At 70.0% G+C, this 18,153-nt stretch carries 18 protein-coding genes, 2 tRNA genes and 1 pseudogene; 10 read left to right on the forward strand and 11 right to left on the reverse strand.

What is annotated here, in order from left to right:
* A pseudogene (locus MKL11_RS25360) lies at window positions 1-220 on the forward strand (1-deoxy-D-xylulose-5-phosphate synthase); the annotation flags it as partial.
* Window positions 221-408: 188 nt separating this feature from the next.
* Here MKL11_RS25360 and MKL11_RS25365 read toward each other — a convergent pair.
* Together MKL11_RS25365 and MKL11_RS25370 are read right to left on the reverse strand one after the other, a co-directional pair.
* Complete coding sequence (locus tag MKL11_RS25365; protein ID WP_243948351.1) at window positions 409-1,500, reverse strand: tartrate dehydrogenase; 1,092 nt, start codon at window positions 1,498-1,500, stop codon at window positions 409-411.
* A 101-nt stretch (window positions 1,501-1,601) separates the two neighbouring features.
* Entirely contained in the window at window positions 1,602-3,545 is a 1,944-nt protein-coding gene (locus MKL11_RS25370) for a chloride channel protein (RefSeq protein WP_243948352.1), read from the reverse strand.
* 152 nt (window positions 3,546-3,697) lie between these two features.
* Between MKL11_RS25370 and MKL11_RS25375 the strand changes: the two genes are divergently transcribed.
* The 9 genes from MKL11_RS25375 to MKL11_RS25415 all read left to right on the forward strand — a co-directional run bounded on the left by MKL11_RS25375 (window position 3,698) and on the right by MKL11_RS25415 (window position 8,602).
* Window positions 3,698-3,774: transfer RNA gene (locus tag MKL11_RS25375), tRNA-His, on the forward strand.
* 179 nt (window positions 3,775-3,953) lie between these two features.
* A complete protein-coding gene (locus MKL11_RS25380) occupies window positions 3,954-5,030 on the forward strand; it encodes a tartrate dehydrogenase (protein WP_243948353.1) in 1,077 nt (358 codons plus the stop codon).
* A 110-nt stretch (window positions 5,031-5,140) separates the two neighbouring features.
* Window positions 5,141-5,710: a hypoxanthine phosphoribosyltransferase gene (gene hpt / locus MKL11_RS25385; RefSeq protein WP_243948354.1), complete on the forward strand. Its 570-nt coding sequence runs from the start codon at window positions 5,141-5,143 to the stop codon at window positions 5,708-5,710.
* Window positions 5,711-5,894: 184 nt separating this feature from the next.
* Window positions 5,895-6,260, forward strand: coding sequence for a response regulator (locus tag MKL11_RS25390; RefSeq protein ID WP_007567202.1), 366 nt, complete (start codon window positions 5,895-5,897; stop codon window positions 6,258-6,260).
* A 145-nt stretch (window positions 6,261-6,405) separates the two neighbouring features.
* Window positions 6,406-6,699: a hypothetical protein gene (locus MKL11_RS25395; protein WP_243948356.1), complete on the forward strand. Its 294-nt coding sequence runs from the start codon at window positions 6,406-6,408 to the stop codon at window positions 6,697-6,699.
* Between the two features lie 61 nt (window positions 6,700-6,760).
* The gene (locus MKL11_RS25400) at window positions 6,761-7,135 is read left to right on the forward strand and encodes a hypothetical protein (RefSeq protein ID WP_243948358.1); all 375 of its coding nucleotides are present in this window, start codon (window positions 6,761-6,763) and stop codon (window positions 7,133-7,135) included.
* A gap of 96 nt (window positions 7,136-7,231) precedes the next feature.
* A tRNA-Thr gene (locus tag MKL11_RS25405) sits at window positions 7,232-7,306 on the forward strand.
* Between the two features lie 427 nt (window positions 7,307-7,733).
* On the forward strand, window positions 7,734-8,009 hold the full coding sequence (locus tag MKL11_RS25410; RefSeq protein WP_243948359.1) for a NepR family anti-sigma factor: 276 nt from the start codon (window positions 7,734-7,736) through the stop codon (window positions 8,007-8,009).
* Window positions 8,006-8,602, forward strand: coding sequence for a sigma-70 family RNA polymerase sigma factor (locus tag MKL11_RS25415; protein WP_243948360.1), 597 nt, complete (start codon window positions 8,006-8,008; stop codon window positions 8,600-8,602). Before MKL11_RS25410 ends, MKL11_RS25415 begins: the two co-directional genes overlap by 4 nt.
* 7 nt (window positions 8,603-8,609) lie before the next feature.
* Here the strand turns inward: MKL11_RS25415 and MKL11_RS25420 are convergent, their stop codons facing one another.
* From MKL11_RS25420 to chpT, 9 genes are all read right to left on the reverse strand, one after another.
* Window positions 8,610-9,140, reverse strand: coding sequence for an isochorismatase family protein (locus tag MKL11_RS25420; protein ID WP_243948361.1), 531 nt, complete (start codon window positions 9,138-9,140; stop codon window positions 8,610-8,612).
* Window positions 9,141-9,146: 6 nt separating this feature from the next.
* Window positions 9,147-10,163: an asparaginase gene (locus MKL11_RS25425; RefSeq protein WP_243948362.1), complete on the reverse strand. Its 1,017-nt coding sequence runs from the start codon at window positions 10,161-10,163 to the stop codon at window positions 9,147-9,149.
* Window positions 10,164-10,336: 173 nt separating this feature from the next.
* On the reverse strand, window positions 10,337-10,966 hold the full coding sequence (locus tag MKL11_RS25430) for a hypothetical protein (RefSeq protein WP_243948363.1): 630 nt from the start codon (window positions 10,964-10,966) through the stop codon (window positions 10,337-10,339).
* 281 nt (window positions 10,967-11,247) lie between these two features.
* Window positions 11,248-12,114: a CheR family methyltransferase gene (locus tag MKL11_RS25435; protein WP_243948364.1), complete on the reverse strand. Its 867-nt coding sequence runs from the start codon at window positions 12,112-12,114 to the stop codon at window positions 11,248-11,250.
* A complete protein-coding gene (gene cheB / locus MKL11_RS25440; RefSeq protein WP_243948367.1) occupies window positions 12,111-13,301 on the reverse strand; it encodes a chemotaxis-specific protein-glutamate methyltransferase CheB in 1,191 nt (396 codons plus the stop codon). The genes MKL11_RS25435 and cheB overlap by 4 nt, the downstream gene beginning before the upstream one ends.
* A gap of 45 nt (window positions 13,302-13,346) precedes the next feature.
* Window positions 13,347-13,739 (reverse strand): response regulator, encoded by a 393-nt coding sequence (locus MKL11_RS25445; protein ID WP_243948369.1) that lies wholly within the window; start codon window positions 13,737-13,739, stop codon window positions 13,347-13,349.
* A 10-nt stretch (window positions 13,740-13,749) separates the two neighbouring features.
* A complete protein-coding gene (locus tag MKL11_RS25450; protein ID WP_243948370.1) occupies window positions 13,750-14,241 on the reverse strand; it encodes a chemotaxis protein CheW in 492 nt (163 codons plus the stop codon).
* 45 nt (window positions 14,242-14,286) lie between these two features.
* Entirely contained in the window at window positions 14,287-17,061 is a 2,775-nt protein-coding gene (locus MKL11_RS25455; RefSeq protein WP_243948371.1) for a hybrid sensor histidine kinase/response regulator, read from the reverse strand.
* Between the two features lie 103 nt (window positions 17,062-17,164).
* Window positions 17,165-17,875 carry a histidine phosphotransferase ChpT gene (gene chpT / locus MKL11_RS25460; protein WP_243948372.1) on the reverse strand — a complete coding sequence of 237 codons (711 nt, stop codon included), beginning with the start codon at window positions 17,873-17,875 and terminating at the stop codon, window positions 17,165-17,167.
* Window positions 17,876-18,153: the final 278 nt, after the last annotated feature.

Below are 18,153 nucleotides of genomic sequence, written 5' to 3' on the forward strand. Positions count from 1 at the left end.
GCTGTCGGAGCAGGGCGCGCTGGATGCGGGCCGGGTCCGGGTGCGGACGCTGACGCTGCCGGACACCTACCAGGACCACGACAGCCCGGAGAAGATGTACGCCGAGGCCGGCCTCGACGCCGCCACCATCGTCAAGACCGCGCTGGCCACCCTGCCGGCCGCCTCCGGCCAGATCGAGCAGGCGAGCAATGTGGTGAGCGTCCGCCGCCGCCCGCGCTGATTTTTGAACGCGGCGACCGTCCAACCCAATTCCCTCACCCTGAGGCGGCGAAGCACAGCGTAGCCCTCGAAGGAGCTCTCCAGCGGTCTCGCGATCCCTGGAGAGCTCCTTCGAGGCCCAGCAATCTTCGATCGCCGCGCACCTTAGGATGAGGGGGGGTTGATGGGAGGCGGCGGGACCGACCGCCCCTATCCCAAGGCCTCCGCCACCGCCTTCCCGCAGGCCTGCGTGTCGGCATTGCCGCCGAGGTCGCGCGTGCGCAGCGTCCGCTCGGACAGCACCCGCTCGATCCCGCTGACGATCTCCCGGGCGGCCTCGTGCTCGCCGAGATGCTCCAGCATCATCGCCCCCGACCAGATCTGGCCGATTGGGTTGGCGATCCCCTGCCCGGCGATGTCGGGCGCCGAGCCGTGGACCGGCTCGAACACCGACGGATGCACCCGCTCTGGGTTGATGTTGCCGGACGGCGCGATGCCGATCGTGCCCGTGCAGGCGGGCCCCAGATCCGACAGGATGTCGCCGAACAGGTTGGAGGCGACGACCACGTCGAACCGGTCCGGGTTCAGCACGAAATGCGCCGTCAGGATGTCGATGTGGTACTGGTCCCACCGCACGTCCGGGTAGCCTTCGGCCACCGCCTTCACCCGCTCGTCCCAGTACGGCATCGTGATCGAGATGCCATTCGACTTCGTGGCCGAGGTCAGGTGCTTCTTCGGCCGGGTCTGGGCGAGATCGAAGGCGAATTTCAGGATCCGGTCGACCCCGTGGCGGGTCATGATCGTCTCCTGCAGGGCGAATTCCCGGTCGGTGCCGGCGAACATGCGCCCGCCGGCGTTCGAGTACTCGCCCTCGGTGTTCTCCCGGACCACCCAGAAGTCGATATCGCCGGGCTTGCGGTCTGCCAGCGGGCACTTCACCCCCGGCATCAGCCGAACCGGGCGCAGGTTGGCGTACTGGTCGAACTCGCGCCGGAACAAGATCAGCGAGCCCCAGAGCGAGATGTGGTCGGGCACGCGCTCCGGCATGCCGACGGCGCCGAAATAGATCGCGTCGTGCGTCTCGATCTGCGGCTTCCAGTCCTCCGGCATCATCCGGCCGTGTTGTTCGTAGTAGTCGCAGCTCGCGAAATCGAACCAGTCGAGTTGGAGCGCGAAGCCGTGCCGCTTGGCCGCCTGCTCGAGCACGCGCACGCCTTCGGGCACCACCTCCTTGCCGATGCCGTCGCCCGGGATCACCGCGATGCGGTAGCGGCGCTGGGAGCTGCTGTCTTGACCGGCCATGGATCCTCACGGGTGTCGCGTCACGGACCGCCTGCCGGCCCTGGGTTGTCCGACCCCAGGGTGTTGCACGCGCCCACGCGGTCAACACCCCGGCCTGACAATCACGCGGCTTCGCCTGCCATCATCCGGCGCTGGCGGTCCAGCTCCTCGCTGTAGCGCTTGAGCGTGTGGCTCTCGGTGAGCAAGCCCAGGACCTGGCGGCTCTCGGCGCTCTGAACCACCGCGAGCGCCTCGCTCTCGCTGCGGTCGAAGGTGGCGGCCGCGTCCTTGGCGTTCATCTCGGGCGTCAGGAACAGGTCGGTGTGGTGCAGGAGGTCGGCCAGCACCGGCGCCGCGCCGGCCGCGGCGTCCCGGGCGGCGGCGTGCGCCTCGGGGACGTTGACGATCCCGGCATAGCGGCCCCGTCCATCCACGGCGACCACCCGGGAGGGCGAGCCGAGCGGATGCGCGCGCAGGAAGGTCGGCAGCGGCGTGTCCACCGCCACGGTGGGGACGTCCCGGCGCATCAGCCGGCCCACGGTGAGCGACCGGATCCAGCCGACATCGTGCGGGCTGCGGATGCTCTCGCCGCGCAGGTGGAAGCGCCAGGTGGCGAAGGAATAGCCGAAGATCTTGCGCACGGTCAGCGAGGAGGCGATCACCGCCGCCAGCACCACTCCGGTGATTGGCAGGCTGCCGGTGACCTCCAGCGCCAGGAACGTCATGGTCAGCGGGCCGCCGATGATCGCCACGGCGAGCGCGCTCATGCCGATCACCGCGTAGGCCAGCGGCGTGAGGCCGAACCCCGCCATCGCGGGCAGGAGATCCGGCGCCACGACGGCGAACAGCTGGCCAGCGATCGCCCCGAGGAACAGCGAGGCGAAGAACAGGCCGCCGCGGAACCCGGCGCCGATCGAGATCGCCGTGGCCGTCGCCTTGGCGGCGAACAGCCCGGCCAGTATCGCGGCCCCGTGGCCCTGCCCATCGGCGGCGAAGTGCATGTGCAGGGCGCCGTGGCCGCCCGAGAGCACCTGCGGCGTCGCGATCAGCGCCAGCGCGCCGACGCACAGCCCCCCGAAAGCGGGCCCGGCCGCCCGCGGCAGGCCGGAGGCCTGGACCAGCCGCTCGACCAGGGTGACGCCGCGCATGATCAGGATGCCGAGCAGCGCGCAGATCAGCCCGAGGGCGAGGCTCGGCAGGATCTCCAGGCTGGTGATGTGCGAGGTCGTGACCGCCTGCATGTCGCCGAGCTCGACCAGGGGCGGCATGTGGATCAGCGCCCGGGAGACGAGGTTGCCGCAGAGCGCCGCGACCACCACCGGCGCCAGGGTGGCGATCGTATAGGTGCCGATGATCAGCTCGAAGGCGTAGAATGCCCCGGCCAGCGGCGCCCCGAACCCCGCCGCGATGGCGCCGGCCGCCCCGCACCCGACCAGGGTCCGCAGATCGCCCCGGCGCACCTCGAAGGCGATCCCGAGCCGCGAGGCGAGACCGGAAGCGAGCTGTGTGTAGCCGGCTTCCAGCCCCACCGAGGCTCCGGAGCCGTTCGAGATCACATTCTGAAGGGCGAGGTACAGGCTGTCGCGCAGGGACATCCGGCCGCCATGCAGGGCATTCGCCTCGATCGGGTCGATGGCTTGGCGCTTGCGCGGACCGCGGATGTAGTTCGCCGCGACGATCAGCAGCCCGAGGAGCACCCCGCCGAGACAGGGGCCGATCAACAGGAGCGGCGGTGCCACGGCGTCGGCGGCGCTGAGTCGGGTCCCTGCCGGCAGGTGGTAGAGCGCCTCGCGCAGGGCCTGCGTCACCCAGGTCATGGCCGAGACCGCGAGCCCGGCGATGCACCCCACCACGGTCGCCAGCAGGACGAGGCCGCCCTCGCTGCGCCGGACGAGGCTGCGCAGCCGCCCGGGCGCCAGGAGGATCCGGGAGCGGGTCCAGCGCCCGCGGGGGCGAGGGCCCGGCCGGGCAGATTTCCGGGTAGGCCTGTTCTCCGCCGCCGTCTCGGTGGCCTGGCCCGAATCCCGGCCCCCGGTCGCGGCTGGCGCCGGCTGTCGCGCGCTCACATCCCGCCCCTCACCCCGGTCCGCCCCGGCCGGCGCCACGTGGTTTCACCCGCTCCTTATGAAGCGAATCCGGCCTGCGTCCACCGAGGCATCATCAAGCTTCACGGATCGCCTTGAAAACTGCCGCGGCCCACGATACACCGCCCGCCAGTGCCGCCGTAGCTCAGTTGGTTAGAGCACCAGATTGTGGATCTGGGGGTCCCCCGTTCGAGCCGGGGCGGTGGTACCATCCATTCAGCACGACAGCGCAAGGGGTTGGCGGATCGCCGACCCCTTTTTGCGTTTCCCGATGTCGCGCGCGGAACCGCGGGCCAGGGACCGATGTCGGCAGAGCACCGGCCGTGTGCCATCGTGCCGGGATACCCACGCCCCTCGCCGGGTGTGGGGTCAACATCAGGGAGACCGCCCATGAAGCAGTACCGCATCGCCGCCATCCCGGGGGACGGGATCGGCCAGGAGGTCATCGCCGCCGGCATCGAGGTGCTCGACGCCCTCGCCGAGCGCGACGGAAGCTTCGAGTTCGCCTTCGATCCGTTCGACTGGGGCTCGGACTACTACAAGGCCCACGGCGTGATGATGCCCGCGGATGGGCTAGCGCAGATCAAGGATCACGACGCGATCTTCTTCGGGGCGGTCGGCGCGCCGGACGTGCCCGACCACATCACCCTCTGGGGCCTGCGGCTCGCGATCTGCCAGCCCTTCGACCAATACGCCAATGTCCGGCCGACCCGGATCCTGCCCGGCATCACCAGCCCCCTGCGCCACGTCACCGGGCCCGAGCTCGACTGGGTGATCGTGCGCGAGAATTCCGAGGGCGAGTATGCCGGCGTCGGCGGCCGGGTGCACCAGGGCCATGCCAACGAGGTCGCTACCGACGTGTCGATGATGACCCGCTCCGGCGTCGAACGCATCATCCGCTACGCGTTCGATCTGGCGCGTGCGCGCCCGCGCAAGCGGCTCACCGTGGTGACCAAGTCGAACGCCCAGCGCTACGCCATGGTGATGTGGGACGAGATCGCCGCCGAGGTGGCGCACGATTTCCCCGACGTGATCTGGGACAAGATGCTGGTCGACGCCATGACCATGCGGATGGTGGGCAAGCCCGAAACCCTCGACACGATCGTGGCGACCAACCTCCACGCCGACATCCTGTCGGACCTCGCGGCGGCCCTGGCGGGCTCGCTCGGCATCGCGCCCACCGCCAACATCAACCCGGAGCGCCGGTTTCCCTCGATGTTCGAGCCGATCCACGGCTCGGCCTTCGACATCACCGGCAAGGGCATCGCCAACCCGGTCGGCACGTTCTGGACCGCCTGCCAGATGCTGGAGCATCTGGGCGAGAAGCCCGCCGCCGACCGGCTGATGCGCGCGGTCGAGCGTGTCACCGCCGATCCCGCCCTCCACACCCCCGATCTCGGCGGCAAGGCCACCACCCGTCAGGTCACGGACGCGGTGATCGCGGCGATCCGCGGCGACAACGGCTGACGGCAGGCCGCCGGCTCGATCCGGAGTTTCCCCGGCGGGTCCCGGGCGTTAAGATCGTTCTCGATCGCGGCGGTGAGCCCGCACAAAAAGAAACTCCCGGGACCCGTCAGATGAGTATCCCCGAGCGGCGCGTCCGCCCCCTGTTCGACGAGGCGGCGATCGCCAAGCGCAACACCGAGTTGGCCGAAGAGATCCTGTCGGCGAACCCGGAGAACCTCCTGGTCGTCGCGGTGCTCAAGGGCAGCTTCATGTTCGCCGCCGACCTGCTGCGGGCGCTGCACCGGGTCGGGCTGTCGCCGCAGGTCGAGTTCGTGCACCTGTCGAGCTACCGCACCGGCACCGTCTCCACCGGACAGGTTGAGATCCTGCGCGACGTGCAGAGCGAGGTGCGCGGACGGGACGTGCTGCTGGTGGACGACATCCTGGAATCCGGCCGGACAGTGGTGTTCGCCAAGGACCTCCTCATGGCGCGGGGCGCCAAGCGGGTGCTCACCGCGGTGTTGCTGGAGAAGCCGGGCAAGCGCGCCGTCACGATCGACGCCGATTTCGTCGGCTTCACCTGCCCGGACGTGTTCGTGGTCGGCTACGGGATGGATGCGGCCCACGCCTTCCGCCAATTGCCCTTCGTGGGCGTGGTCGATTTCGGCAGCGGTGATCCGGACCTGTTCGACGAGGCCTGACGGGCCCGCGATCCGGCGCGGCATTTTCGCCGCGCCGCCCGGCGATGCGATTGTTTTCCCGTCGCCTGGCTTGACAGAGCGACTGTTCCGTTCGTGATCTGTTATCCATAAACAGGCCTGAAGTCTCATCCTGTCGGGACGCCCTCGGAATCAGGCCCGGGATCAAGAACGTTTACGGAACCCCATGGCGCGCATCCTTCTCGTGGATGACGAAGAGACCGTCCGCGGCTTCCTCAAGCGGGGGCTGGAGATCGACGGCCACGCCGTCGTGACCGCCAACGATGGCAGCGACGGGCTCGACCGGCTCAATGAGGCCGATGGCGGGTTCGACCTGATGCTGACCGATATCCGCATGCCGCTGATGGACGGCATCGCCCTGGCTCTCGCCGCCAAGCGCGACTTCCCGGACCTGACCATCCTGCTCATGACCGGGTTCGCCGACCAGCGGGAGCGCGCCCGCGGGCTCGACGCGATCGTCACCGACGTGCTGACCAAGCCGTTCTCCCTGGCCGACCTGCGCGCTACTGTGAGACGGGCGCTCGCCGCCTGACCCTGGCCCCGGCTCTACAGGCGAACCCTGTATCGGCGTGCGGATGTCGCGTTGAGCTGCCTTTAAACATCCCTTTTAGGCGACGCTTCACGAAAGCGTGTCAGTCTATCCGGCACATTTCGATCCGACCGGACATGACAACGCGATGGACCGTCGAGACAGGAGCGCCCCCGAGGCGGATTGGGACGACGATTGGGATGAGCCGCGGCGTCCTCGCAAGAGCCTGTTCGGGCGAATGATCGGGCTCGTGAAGCTCACGGTCTTCCTGCTGCCCGTGGCGATGTTCCTCTATGGCCGCTTCGCCGATTGCAGTGCGGGTTCCGCCGCCGCGGGCTGGTTCGGGCTCATCGGCGCGGGCGCCTGCGCACGTGGCGAGATGATCGGCAGCGTTCTCTCGATGCAGGACAATTTCGCCCTCCTGAAGCGGCTGATCGATTGAGGCGGTCGGTTCGAGCCGCCCGTCGCCCCCCCCGCGCCGCACCGACCCTCGCGAGCCCTGCATGTCCAGCCAGCCCCTCCCTCCGTCGTCCGCGCGCATGCCCGACGCGCTCGAAGAGGCCCAATTCCGCGCTCGCATGGCGCGGCTCGGTACCGACCCGGCCAGTCGCCGCCGCCCGCGAGGCCCGCGGGTTCCCGCCCGGGGCGGCTTCCGCCTCGGCTGGAAGGGCTGGCTCGTCGTCGATGCCCTGGTCGTCCTGCTGGTCGTGGCGGCGGTGGTCGCCTGGCCGCCGATCCAGGCCTGCCGGCACCAGGACAAGACCATCGGCTTCTACGCCGGCGACTCGGTCGACAAGTGCATCCGCCGAGGCATCGCCGAGCGGATCGACCGGGCGGACCAACGCCTGAAGTCCCTGGTGCGCGGCTCCGGGCGCTAACCCTCCGCACCGATACCGATCCGCCCGGCAGACTTCAGATCGTCGCCCGGCTCGGCTTGAGCGGCGGCACCGCGACTGCTAGCAAGCGTGTCGCGGGCCGGTGTAGCACAGCGGTAGTGCAGCGGTTTTGTAAACCGAAGGTCGGGAGTTCGATCCTCTCCACCGGCACCACCCCCCGGGGGCGATGCCCGCCATGGGACACCGGCGGCTAAAGCCAGCCGCCACGGCTCGCCTCGACCATCCGTCAGCTTCCGCGCCGGCCGCACGTGCCGGGTGATCGGCAAACGCGCCGGCCCGGCGACCGGTGACACGTGCTCAGCATCCGTTCAGTCGCCGCGCGCCATTTCCATTTACAGCCAAGCTAAATCAAGTATTTCTGAATTGTATCTGCGATTTTTGCCAGATGATTACCGTCTAGCTCATAGATAACGACATTAAAATTTGATGAATATGAAGTTCAGAACCGATTAAATCCGCTGCGCCTACCAGCGCCACCGGAAGGCGATGAATCGCGTCTCCGCCGGACCCGGTCGCGAGACCGGGGCGGCGGATCGCGGGCCCTGTCTGGGCCGCATCGCCAGAGGGTCGGGGCGCGATCATGAGCCAGGGCAAGGACGGGCGGGCGGTGACGCGCTTCGCCGGAGATGCGGACGGAGACGGGGCGGCATCCGCGACCGACGCCCCTCCCCTGCCCGGTGGCGCGGCCGCAGGAACCGCGCAGGGGCGCCGGCCGATCGACGACGCGGCGCGCGCCCGGATCGGGCGCGGCCTGCGCCTGCACTACGCCAATGTTCTGGCCCTGCCGATCCCGGAGCGGCTCCGGACGCTGATCGACGACCTCGCCGCATGCTCCGACACGGAGGCCTCGCGATGACCATGACGATGCAAGCTGCCCCGACCGGCGGCGGATCCGCCCTGCCGTCTCCGGGGGTCGATGCCGAGATGCGCGACCTCCTGCTCGGGGCGATCCCGGCCCTGCGGGCCTTCGCGTTCTCGCTGACCTACGACCTCGACCGCTCGGACGACCTCGTGCAGGACACGCTGGTGCGCGCCTGGGTCAACGCCGGCAGCTTCCGACGCGGGACCAACCTCACGGCCTGGCTGTTCACGATCCTGCGCAACCTGTTCTACTCGGAGCAGCGCAAGCGCAAGCGCGAGGTCGAGGATGCCGACGGCGTACTCGCCGGCAAGCTGACCTCCCTGCCCGAGCAGGAGGTTCGGATGGAGATGGCGCAGTTCCAGAGTGCCCTGAACCGGCTGCCCCATGCCCAGCGCGAGGCGCTCGTGCTGGTGGGCGCCCAGAGCTTCACCTACGAGGAGGCGGCCGCGATCTGCGGCGTCGCGGTCGGGACGATCAAGAGCCGGGTCAGCCGCGCCCGCATGCGGCTGATCGAGGTTCTGGGCCTGGAGGGCCCGGACGATATCGGTGCCGATGCCCGGACCCGTGCGGCGCTGGACGGCGGTTGACCCGCCGTCACTTGATCAGCTTGACCGTCTCGCGGAAGCGCGGGTGCCGGGCGGTGCCGAGCCACTCGAACACTACCATCTCGGTGGTGACGATCTCGGCCCCGTGCGCCGCCATCCGGGCGAGGCCGGCATCCCGGTTCTCGGGCCGGCGAGAGCCGACCGCGTCGGCGACCACGTAGGCGCGCCGACCGGCCTCACGGAGGCCGAGCACAGTCTGCAGCACGCAGATATGCGCCTCGCAGCCGGCGACCACGCAGTCGCGGTTCCCGATCCGGTCGAGGAAGCCCGGCGCCTGCGCGGCGCCGAAGCTCATCTTGGGGAAGGCCGTCCCGGGTTCCGGGGCAAGCTCCGGCACGGTCGGCCCGAGGCCGCCGGCATTCTGCTCCGTGAACAGGGACGGCACGTCGAGCATCCTGGCCGCCGCGAGGAGGCGGCCGGTGTTGGCGATCACCCCGGCGCCGTCGGCGATGGCCGGCATGAGCCGGACCTGGATGTCGATGACCAGGAGCAGCGTGCGGGCGGGGTCGATGAGGGGCATCGTTCCTCAGTAGGTGGCGAAGAAGCGCGCGACCGCCTCGGGCTCGGACGTCACGGTCAACGCCAGGGCGAGCAGGATCCGGGCCTTCTGGGGGGTCAGGTTGTCGGCGCTGAGGATGCCGCGGGCGCGCAGACGCGTGGTCAGCGGCACCACCCCGCTGCCGGCCCGGGTCGACATCACCACCAGGATGCCGGCCGCGGCGGCCTCCTCCAGGGCGTTGGCCTCGGCCGGCGGAGTCATGCCCGGGGCGAGCCCGGCCGAGACTAGGCCGCGCGCGCCCGCCGCTCGGAACGCCCGCACCGCGGTGCCGTCGGCATCGGCGTAGCCGTAGGACACGTCGACCCGCGGCAGGGCGGGCAGCGTCCGGATGTCGAAGGGCGTTCCCGGCGCATGGGCGCGCTCGGAGCGGCGGTAGTACCGGACATGGTCACCGTCGACCTGGCCGAGCACGCCGAAATCCGGGGTGCGGAAGGTCTGCAGCCGGGCCACCGAGGTTTTGGTCACCTCGCGCGCCGCCTGGATCTCGTCGTTGAGCACCACCAGCACGCCGCGCCCGCGGGATTCGGCGGCGGCGGCGGTGCGGATCGCCGCCACGAGGTTGAGCTTGGCATCGGTGGACAGGGCGCTCATCGGCCGCTGCGAGCCGACCAGCACCACCGGCAGGTCGATCGTCAGGGTGAGGCTTAGTGCGTAGGCGGTCTCTTCCAGCGTCGCGGTGCCGTGCCCGATGACGATGCCTGCGAGGTCCGGATGCTGGGCGGCGGTCTGCTCGCACAGCAAGACGAGATCGCGCCATTCGGCAAACCCGATCGCCGGGCTCGGGACCGCCCGGAACGGCACCGGAATCACGTTGGCGAAAGCGGCCAGTTCCGGGACCGCATCCAGGATCGCGCCGGCCTCCAGACGCCGGTCGGTGGCGGAATAATCGAGGATGTCGAGGGCATCGCGCCCCAGCGACGCGATCGTGCCGCCCGTGCCGATGAACGCGACCTTGGGCAATCCCGCCCCGTGTCCTGCCGCCATGCCGTGCCTCCTGGCCGCCGCCCGGCCGCCCGCCGGCCCCGCCGAGGTACGTGATGCCGCCTCGCTCGGCCTCGGTCGACCCCGTGCGCGCGCAGGCAGGCGATGCACCCGGCGACGGGTCGCGACATCGAAGGCCGGGACCGCGGAGGCCTATCCCCTCCGCGGTTCCGGCCTCAGCTCTGGAAGTCGAACAGCAGGGCCGAGGCGTTGGTGCCGGAGCCGGTCGTGCCGCTCGCCCCGTAGCTCGCGCTGCTCGACTGGGAAGCCTGGAGCTGCTGGATGAAGGTCGAGAGCAGGTCGCTCGTGGAGGTGCCGCTGGAGGACGTGCTGCCGGATGAACTTCCGGACGCATCGGCACCGGGGGGCGGACCGGGCGGCGGACCCGGAGGCGGGCCGCCGGCCCCGGAGACGCCCTCGGCGCTCGAGCCGGTTGCGTCGGTGGCCTGGGTCGATTGGCCGTGGCTGGCGAACAGGGTCTTCAGCTCCGTGGCCTGATCGCTCGTGAGGCTGCCGCTGCTGACCTGATCGGAGATCAGGCTGTCGATCCGGTCCTTCATCGACGACGGATCGAGCTTGGCATCCGACGTGCTGCTCGCCGTCGCGGCGGCCGTGTCCGACGACAGGCTCGAATCGATCGAATCGAGGGCGCTCGTCAGGGCGGTGGCGTCGGTGCTGCTGAGGGTGCCGGCCGACAGCTCACTGCTGATCGTGTCGGTCATCCGGGTCTTGCCGGAGCCCTGGAGATGCGGCGGCCGCTGCTGTACGGCGAATTGCGATGTCGTGGTGGAGGAGACGGTACTCATCGGGGCGCTCGGAACACGGATTCGCCGGAATCGCCCGGCTGCGGGTCCGTGTGCAAATTACCCACGCGCTTCTTAAGAGGGTCTTTCCGCGTGATGACGATGCGCTCCGACATTCGAGAACGCTGTTCCGGGGGCCGATCGCTGACCTTCGGAATGGGGAGCCGCGCGGCAAAACCCCGGCGCCCCGTGGGGACGCGGCGTCGGGGTGGAATTGCGCGCACGCCGCCAGGCACCGCGGTCCCGGTCCGAGCGGGGCTCGGACCGGGACGGACGCTCGGCGATCAGATGCCGGCGGCCACGCGCAGGGGGGCTGCCATTTCGGAGGCCCGGCCCACCGGCTCGGCGTGGCCGTAGAGGCCGCGCTGCTTCGGATTCGGGCTCAGCCGGTCGGTCAGGCCGATCACCGTCTCGGCGGCGCCGAGCAGGAGGGCGCCGCCCGGCGCCAGTTGGGCCGCGAGCCGCGCCAGCACGTCCGACTTGGTCGGCGCGTCAAAGTAGATCAGCACGTTGCGGCAGTAGATCACGTCGAACTGGCCGAGCGACGCGAAGCTGTGCAGCAGGTTGAGCTGGCGGTAATCGACCATGGAGCGCAGGCTCTGGGCGATCTGCCACTGCTCGCCGACCTGTGTGAAGTACTTGATCAGCCACTGCACCGGCAGGCCGCGCTGGACCTCGAAGTGGCTGTAGAGGCCGAGCTTGGCCTTCTCGATCACCTCGGTGGACAGGTCGGTCGCGACGATCTCGACCTGCCACCCGGCGAGCCGGGGCCCGGCCTCCTGCAGCAGCATGGCCAGGGAATAGGGCTCCTGGCCGGTCGACGCCGCCGCGCACCAGATCCGCAGCCGGCGCTTGCTGGCGTTGCGCGCCAGGGCCTCGGGCAGGATCGTGTCGCGAAACAGGTCGAACGGGATGCGGTCGCGAAAGAAGAACGTCTCGTTCGTGGTCATGGCCTCGACCACGGCGCGCTCGATCGCCCCGTCCTGGCCGAGCTTGAGCGACCCGATGAGCTCGCCGAGGGTCGCGATCCCGAAGCGTCGGCAGACCGGGGTCAGCCGGCTCTCGACGAGGTAGCGCTTCTCGGCGGTCAGCGCGAGGCCGGAGCGCTGCTTGAGGAAGGTGCGCAGGTATTCGAACTCGAGCTCGGTCATGACGGCTGGCCCGTGATCAGGGCGCGCAGCGCCGTCGCAAGTTCGGGGAGCGGCAGCACGGCCTCGGCGAGGCCGGCCCGGGCGACGCTGCCGGGCATGCCCCAGACGGTGCTGGTCGCCTCGTCCTGGGCGAGGACCGGCCCGCCCGCATCGGTGAGCGCGCGCGCGCCGTTGGTGCCGTCCGAGCCCATCCCGGTGAGGATCACCGTCGCGGTCGCGGCGCCGAACACCACGGCCGCGTCCTTGAACAGCACGTCGACGGCGGGGCGGCAGAAATTCACCGGCGGCCCGTCGGTGAGCCGGATCATGGGACCGTTGGGTCCCGCCACGAGCCCCATGTGGCGCCCGCCCGGCGCCACGTAGATCCGGCCCGCCTCCAGGCGCTCATCGGCCTTGCCCTCGGCCGCGCGCAGCCCCGTGCGGGTGGAGAGGTGCTCGGCGAACACGGCCGTGAAGATCGGCGGCATGTGCTGCACGATCAGCACCGGCACCCGGCGCAGGGCGGCGGCGCCGATCCCCTCCAGCATCTCGCCCACCGCGCGGGGTCCGCCGGTCGAGGAGCCGATCAGCAGGGCCCGGGGCTGGGTCCGGTTGCGCACCTTCGGCCGCAGGGTGAAGGGAGTAGCCGGACGCGGCGCCGGCGCCGCGGGGGCCAGCGCGGGCGCCGCATGGGCGGGGGCCGGCGCGGTCCCCGGGGCACCGGCGGGACGCCGCGCCCGGGCGCGGGCGGCACCGAACACCCGGACCCGCTCGATCAGCTCGACCCGGAACGTCTCCGAGGTGGTGACGCCGCGGTTGCTCTCGGGCTTGGCGATGTAATCGACCGCCCCGAGGGCGAGGCATTTCAGCGAGATGTCGGCGTTGCGCGTGGTCAGCGTCGACATCATGACCACTTGGAGGTTCGGGCTCATCGCCAGCATGCGCGGCAGCGCCGTCGTGCCGTCGAGCTCCGGCATCTCGATGTCGAGCAGCACGACGTCCGGGTCGTGCTTGGCCATCATCTCCAGGGCGATTCGGCCGTTGGAGGCGGTGCCGGCGAGCTCGAACCCGGCCTCGGCGATCCAGCGGGCGACGAGGCCGCGCACCACGGCGGAATCGTCGGCGATCAGCACCCGGATCGGCGCCGCGGATGTCGTGGATTGCGCAGGCGGACTGCGAAGCGGGACGACCGCGGGGCTCAGGGCCATGGTGAATGCCTCAGGTACTGGGTCGCGGTTGATGTCGGCGTCGGTTCAGGCGGCGTCGGCGACCAGTCCGACTTGTTCGAGCTTGGCCGCCAGGATGTCGCGGTCGAAGGGCTTCATGATGTACTCGTCCGCCCCGGCCCGGAGCGCCCGGGCGATCGCACCGACATCGTTCTCGGTGGTGCAGAACAGGACCTTCGGGGCCGCTCCCCCTTCGCTCCGGCGCAGGGCCTGGAGGAAGGTGTAGCCATCCATGTTCGGCATGTTCCAATCGAGGAGGATCGCGTCCGGCATGTTCGCCGCGCAGGCTTCGAGCGCGGCGCTGCCGTCTTCGGCCTCGCTCACATTCATGCCGAGGGCCTCGATGATCCGCCGCGCGACCTTTCGGATCACCGCGGAATCATCGACCACCAGGCAGGTCGTCTCGTGTGGCGCTTTCATACCCCCTCCTTCACGCCGCCTTCGCGCCGGCAGCGCTGAAGCCGAGGAGCGCGTCCACGTCGAGGATCACTAGGAGGCGGCCGTCGAGGCGGTGGACGAAGGTGGCGAGGTTGCGCCAGCGCGGATCCAGGTTGATCGGCACCGCCTCGCGGCTGTCCGCGCCGAGCCTCAGCACCTCACCGACACCATCGACCACGAGTGCGAAGGTCTCGCCGGTCTGTTCCAGGCCGATCGCCATCTTGGGGCTGGCCTTGTCGTCCTGCGCCACGGCATCGGGCAGGCCCAGCCGCCGGCGCAGGCACACGGCCGTGACCACGCGCCCGCGCAGGTTCAGCAGGCCGACGATCTCGTCGGGCGCCAGGGGCACCGGCGTCACCCCGGACGGGACGAACACGTCGTGGACCCGCTCGATCGCGAGGCCGAACAGGGTGTCGGCCACATAGACGGTCACATACTCGTCGGTGGGGCCGGTCTCGGCGCCGTTGGCATTGGCAGCCTGCATCAGAACTCTCCGGATTCGATCGTCATATGGCGGGCGGTGCCGGGATCAGGCGGCTTGGGAAACTTTGGCGGTGCTGATCTCGGCCAGGGCCGCGATCAATCCGCTGCGGTCGAACTTGGCCACCAGGTCGCTGATCGCCAGCATCCGGGCCCGCTCGACCACGTCGGTTCCAACGGCCTCCGTGAGGCCGATTACCGGCAGGCCGGCGAGCCGCGGCTCGGCGCCTCGCATGGCGGCGACGAGGTCGAAACCGCTGCGGCCCGGCATCTCCAGGTCGGTGACCACCACCTCGATCCGCGCGTCCGACTGGAGGATCGTCAGCGCGGCATCGGCACTCGCCGCCGTGATGACCTGGTAGCCCGCGGCCTTCAGCACCGGGCTCAGCATGTCGCGGAAGAAGGCCGAATCGTCGACGAGCAGGAGCGTCGAGACCTGCTCCGCCCGCTTCGGGCCGCGCGCCCAGTCGTCGTAGGCGAGCGGCAGGAAGTGGGCGATGTTGATGATGTCGGTGGCGCGGCCGCGCAGCACCGCCGAGCCGATCAGGTCCGAGCGATCCGCCGCGATCTCGATGTCGAGGCGCTCCTCGACGATGTCGACGATCTCGTCGACCACGAGGCCCATCGCCCGCTCGCCGTCGGAGAACACCACCAGCGCCTGCGTGCCCTCGGAGCGGATCGTGATCGCCGCATCTGCCGGGACCAGCGGCATCAGCCGGCCGCGATACTGGATCAGCGGACGGCCGCCGAGCCACTCGACCTTGTCGCACTCGATCTCTTCGAGGCGGGTCACCAGGGAGAGCGGCACCGCCTTGAAGCTGCCCTGGCCGCCCTTGAACACCAGGAGCGTGGTCTTGGCATCGCCCAGATCGGCCGTCTCGGCCTCCGCGTCGGCATCGGCGTGGCTGTTGCTGCCCTGGATGCCCTGGGCCACCTGCCGGGCCACGCCGTTGGGGTCGACGATCAGCACCACGGCGCCGTCGCCCAGGATCGTATTGCCGGCAAACATCGGGATGTGTCGGAGCTTGGCCGACATCGGCTTGACGACGATCTCTTCCGTGTGGAAGACCTCGTCGACCAGGATGCCGAAGCGCTCGCGCCCGACCTGGGCCACCACCACGAAGCCCGCCTGCTCGGTCTCCGTGCCCTGGCCGCTCGATTGCCCGAGCAGGCCGGTCAGCGAGACGATCGGGAGCAGCCGCTCGCGCAGGCGCAGGACCGGCGAGCCGTTGATGCGCTCGACCCGCTGCGCCCCGGCATCGACCCGCACCAGTTCGAGCACCGCCACTTGCGGCAGCGCGAAGCGGTGCTCGCCGGCGCGCACGATCAGGGCGGCGACGATGGCCAGCGTCAGCGGGATCTTGATGGTGAAGGTGGTGCCGCGGCCCGCCGTGGTGGCGATGTCGATGATGCCGCCGATGGTCTCGATGTTGGTCTTGACCACGTCCATGCCGACGCCGCGGCCCGACACCGAGGTGACCGCCGCCGCGGTCGAGAACCCGGCATCGAAGATGAACTTGGCGACCTGCGCGTCGGTCATCCGCTCGACATCGGCCTGAGCCGCCAGCCCGCGCTCCACCGCCTTCTTGCGGATCGCCGCGAGGTCGAGGCCCTTGCCGTCGTCGGCGATCTCGATCGTGATCGTGCCGCCTTCATGGTAGGCGGCCAGCCGGATCGTGCCGCGGGCCGGCTTGCCCGCCGCGATGCGCCCGGCGGTCGATTCGAGGCCGTGATCGGCCGAGTTGCGGACCATGTGGGTCAGCGGGTCCTTGATCACCTCGAGGACCTGCCGGTCCAGCTCGGTCTCCGCGCCGACCATCACGAGGTCGATCTGCTTGCCGAGTTCGGCCGAGAGGTCGCGCACGACGCGCGGCAATTTCTGCCAGGCGCTGCCGATCGGCTGCATGCGCGTCTTCATGACGCCTTCCTGCAGCTCGGCCGTGACGTGGGAGAGGCGCTGCAGCGGGACCTTGTAGCTCGAATCCTCGTGCCGGCGGGCGATCTCGAGGAGCTGGTTGCGGGTCAGCACCAGCTCCGACACCATGGTCATCAGGTGCTCGAGCGTGTCCACGTTCACGCGAATCGTCTGGATCTTGCTCCCGGCCGCCGTGGTCTCTGTGGCCACGACCGCCTCGGCGTCGCCGGCCGGCTCGGCCTTGCCAGAATCGGTCTCGGCGGGCTCCGCTCTGGGCGCCGCGGCCTTCTGAGTCGGGGCCTTCGGAGCCAGGGCCTTGACCGCCTCGACCTTCGGAGCTTCGGTCTTCGGTGCTTCGACCTTGGACGCCGCGACGGGGGGCGCCACCGGTGCAGCGAAATCCGCCTCGCCGGGGCCCGGCGCCGCCAAGAAGGCCGCCTCCAGATCGTCCAGGGAGACCTCGCCGGGCTTCAGCTCGCGGGAGACCGGCTCCGGCAGCACCGGCTCGGGCGGCGGGGCCGGCGCGGCCGCGGGCTCGGCCGTCGCCATGCGCTCCAGCTCCAAGATCAGGTCGTCGTCGGAGCCCGCCGGCTCGGCGCCGGTGGCTTCGAGGTCGGCCAGGATCGCCTTGAGCCGGTCCAGGGTCGAGAGAATCACCGTGACCGATTCGGAGGTGGCCGGCAGGCCGTCCCGGAAGCGGCCCATCAAGGTCTCGGCGGCATGCGCCAAGGCTTCGAGGCGCGGCAACCCGAGAAAACCGCAGGTTCCTTTGATCGTATGGACGAGGCGAAAAATATTCCGCAATATCGTCTGATTATTTGGGTCCTGCTCGAACCGAACAAGTTCAGCATCGACCGTGTCGAGGTGCTCCCCGCTCTCGGTCAAGAATTCACGAAGCAGGTCGTCCATCGGCGATACTCGTTACACGAAGAGGCTCTCGCGCAACGTACTTACTCACGCGGGGTTAGGGAAGCGTTTCGATCCCCTCCCCACCCCGAGGTTTTCCGGTTTTTTAGGCCAGAGCAGTGTCGGAAGCTTCGTCATCGCCCTCTGCGGGAGCCGCGATCACTGTCGGCGAGGCCGTGATCGTCACTTCATCACCCGCGATGGCGAATCGCACATCCATGGCGGCGGCCCGGGCCACGAGGCCGGCATAGAACGGCAGGATGCCGTGGGCGTCGACGGTGCCGCTCTCGGGGCTGCCCGCCATCAGTTCCTCGACATGGGGCGGGATGCGGGCATGCGAGCCCTTGGCCGTGAGCACGAGGGTCGGCGCCTCGCCGTCGCCGGAGACGACGACGTCGATCAGCCCGCCCCGCGGGATCGCAGAGGTGGCGATCATCACGAGATTGAGGAGCAGCTTGACCTTGTTCTTGGGGAACAGGGCCTGCGGGGCGCTCCAGGCGAGCTTGGTCTTCTCGTCGCTGAACATGCCCTTGGCGACGCCCTCGGCGTCGGCGAGGTCGATCGAGGCGCCGGCCGAACCCGCCGCCCCGAAAGCGATCCGGGCGAATTTCAGCCGGGCCGAGGCCTGGCGGGCGCTCTTGCCGATCAGTTCGAGGGCGAAGGTCCGCATCGATTCGTCATCGTCGTCCTCCAGGACCTCCAATCCGTTCACGATCGCGCCGACGGGGCTGATCACGTCGTGACAGACGCGGGAGCAGAGCAGGGCGGCGAGGTCGAGGCCGTCGAGGGTCAGGCTGGGGGCGTTCGGGGAGGACATGGCGCGCTCCGGGCGGGCGGATCTGGGGGGGCGAACACTCTGCGGGCCGGCTCGTCGCTTCGGAGCCGCCGATCCTTGGCCGCCCGATCAAGCGGTCGAGTCCCTGCGAAACATCCCGCGCGGCCCGCCGGCCGAGCCGGGGGCGATGGACCGGTCCGCACGGATAAACGCCACGGTCGGCTTTGAAAAGCGTTACCGGGCGGTTCGGAGGGCGCCGGTGCCGGCCGCGTCCGGATCGGGTACGGTGCCGGCCAACGAACCTGCGTCCCGGCGACGAC

It is taken from the genome of Methylobacterium sp. J-077, from assembly GCF_022829365.1.
Lineage (GTDB): Bacteria > Pseudomonadota > Alphaproteobacteria > Rhizobiales > Beijerinckiaceae > Methylobacterium.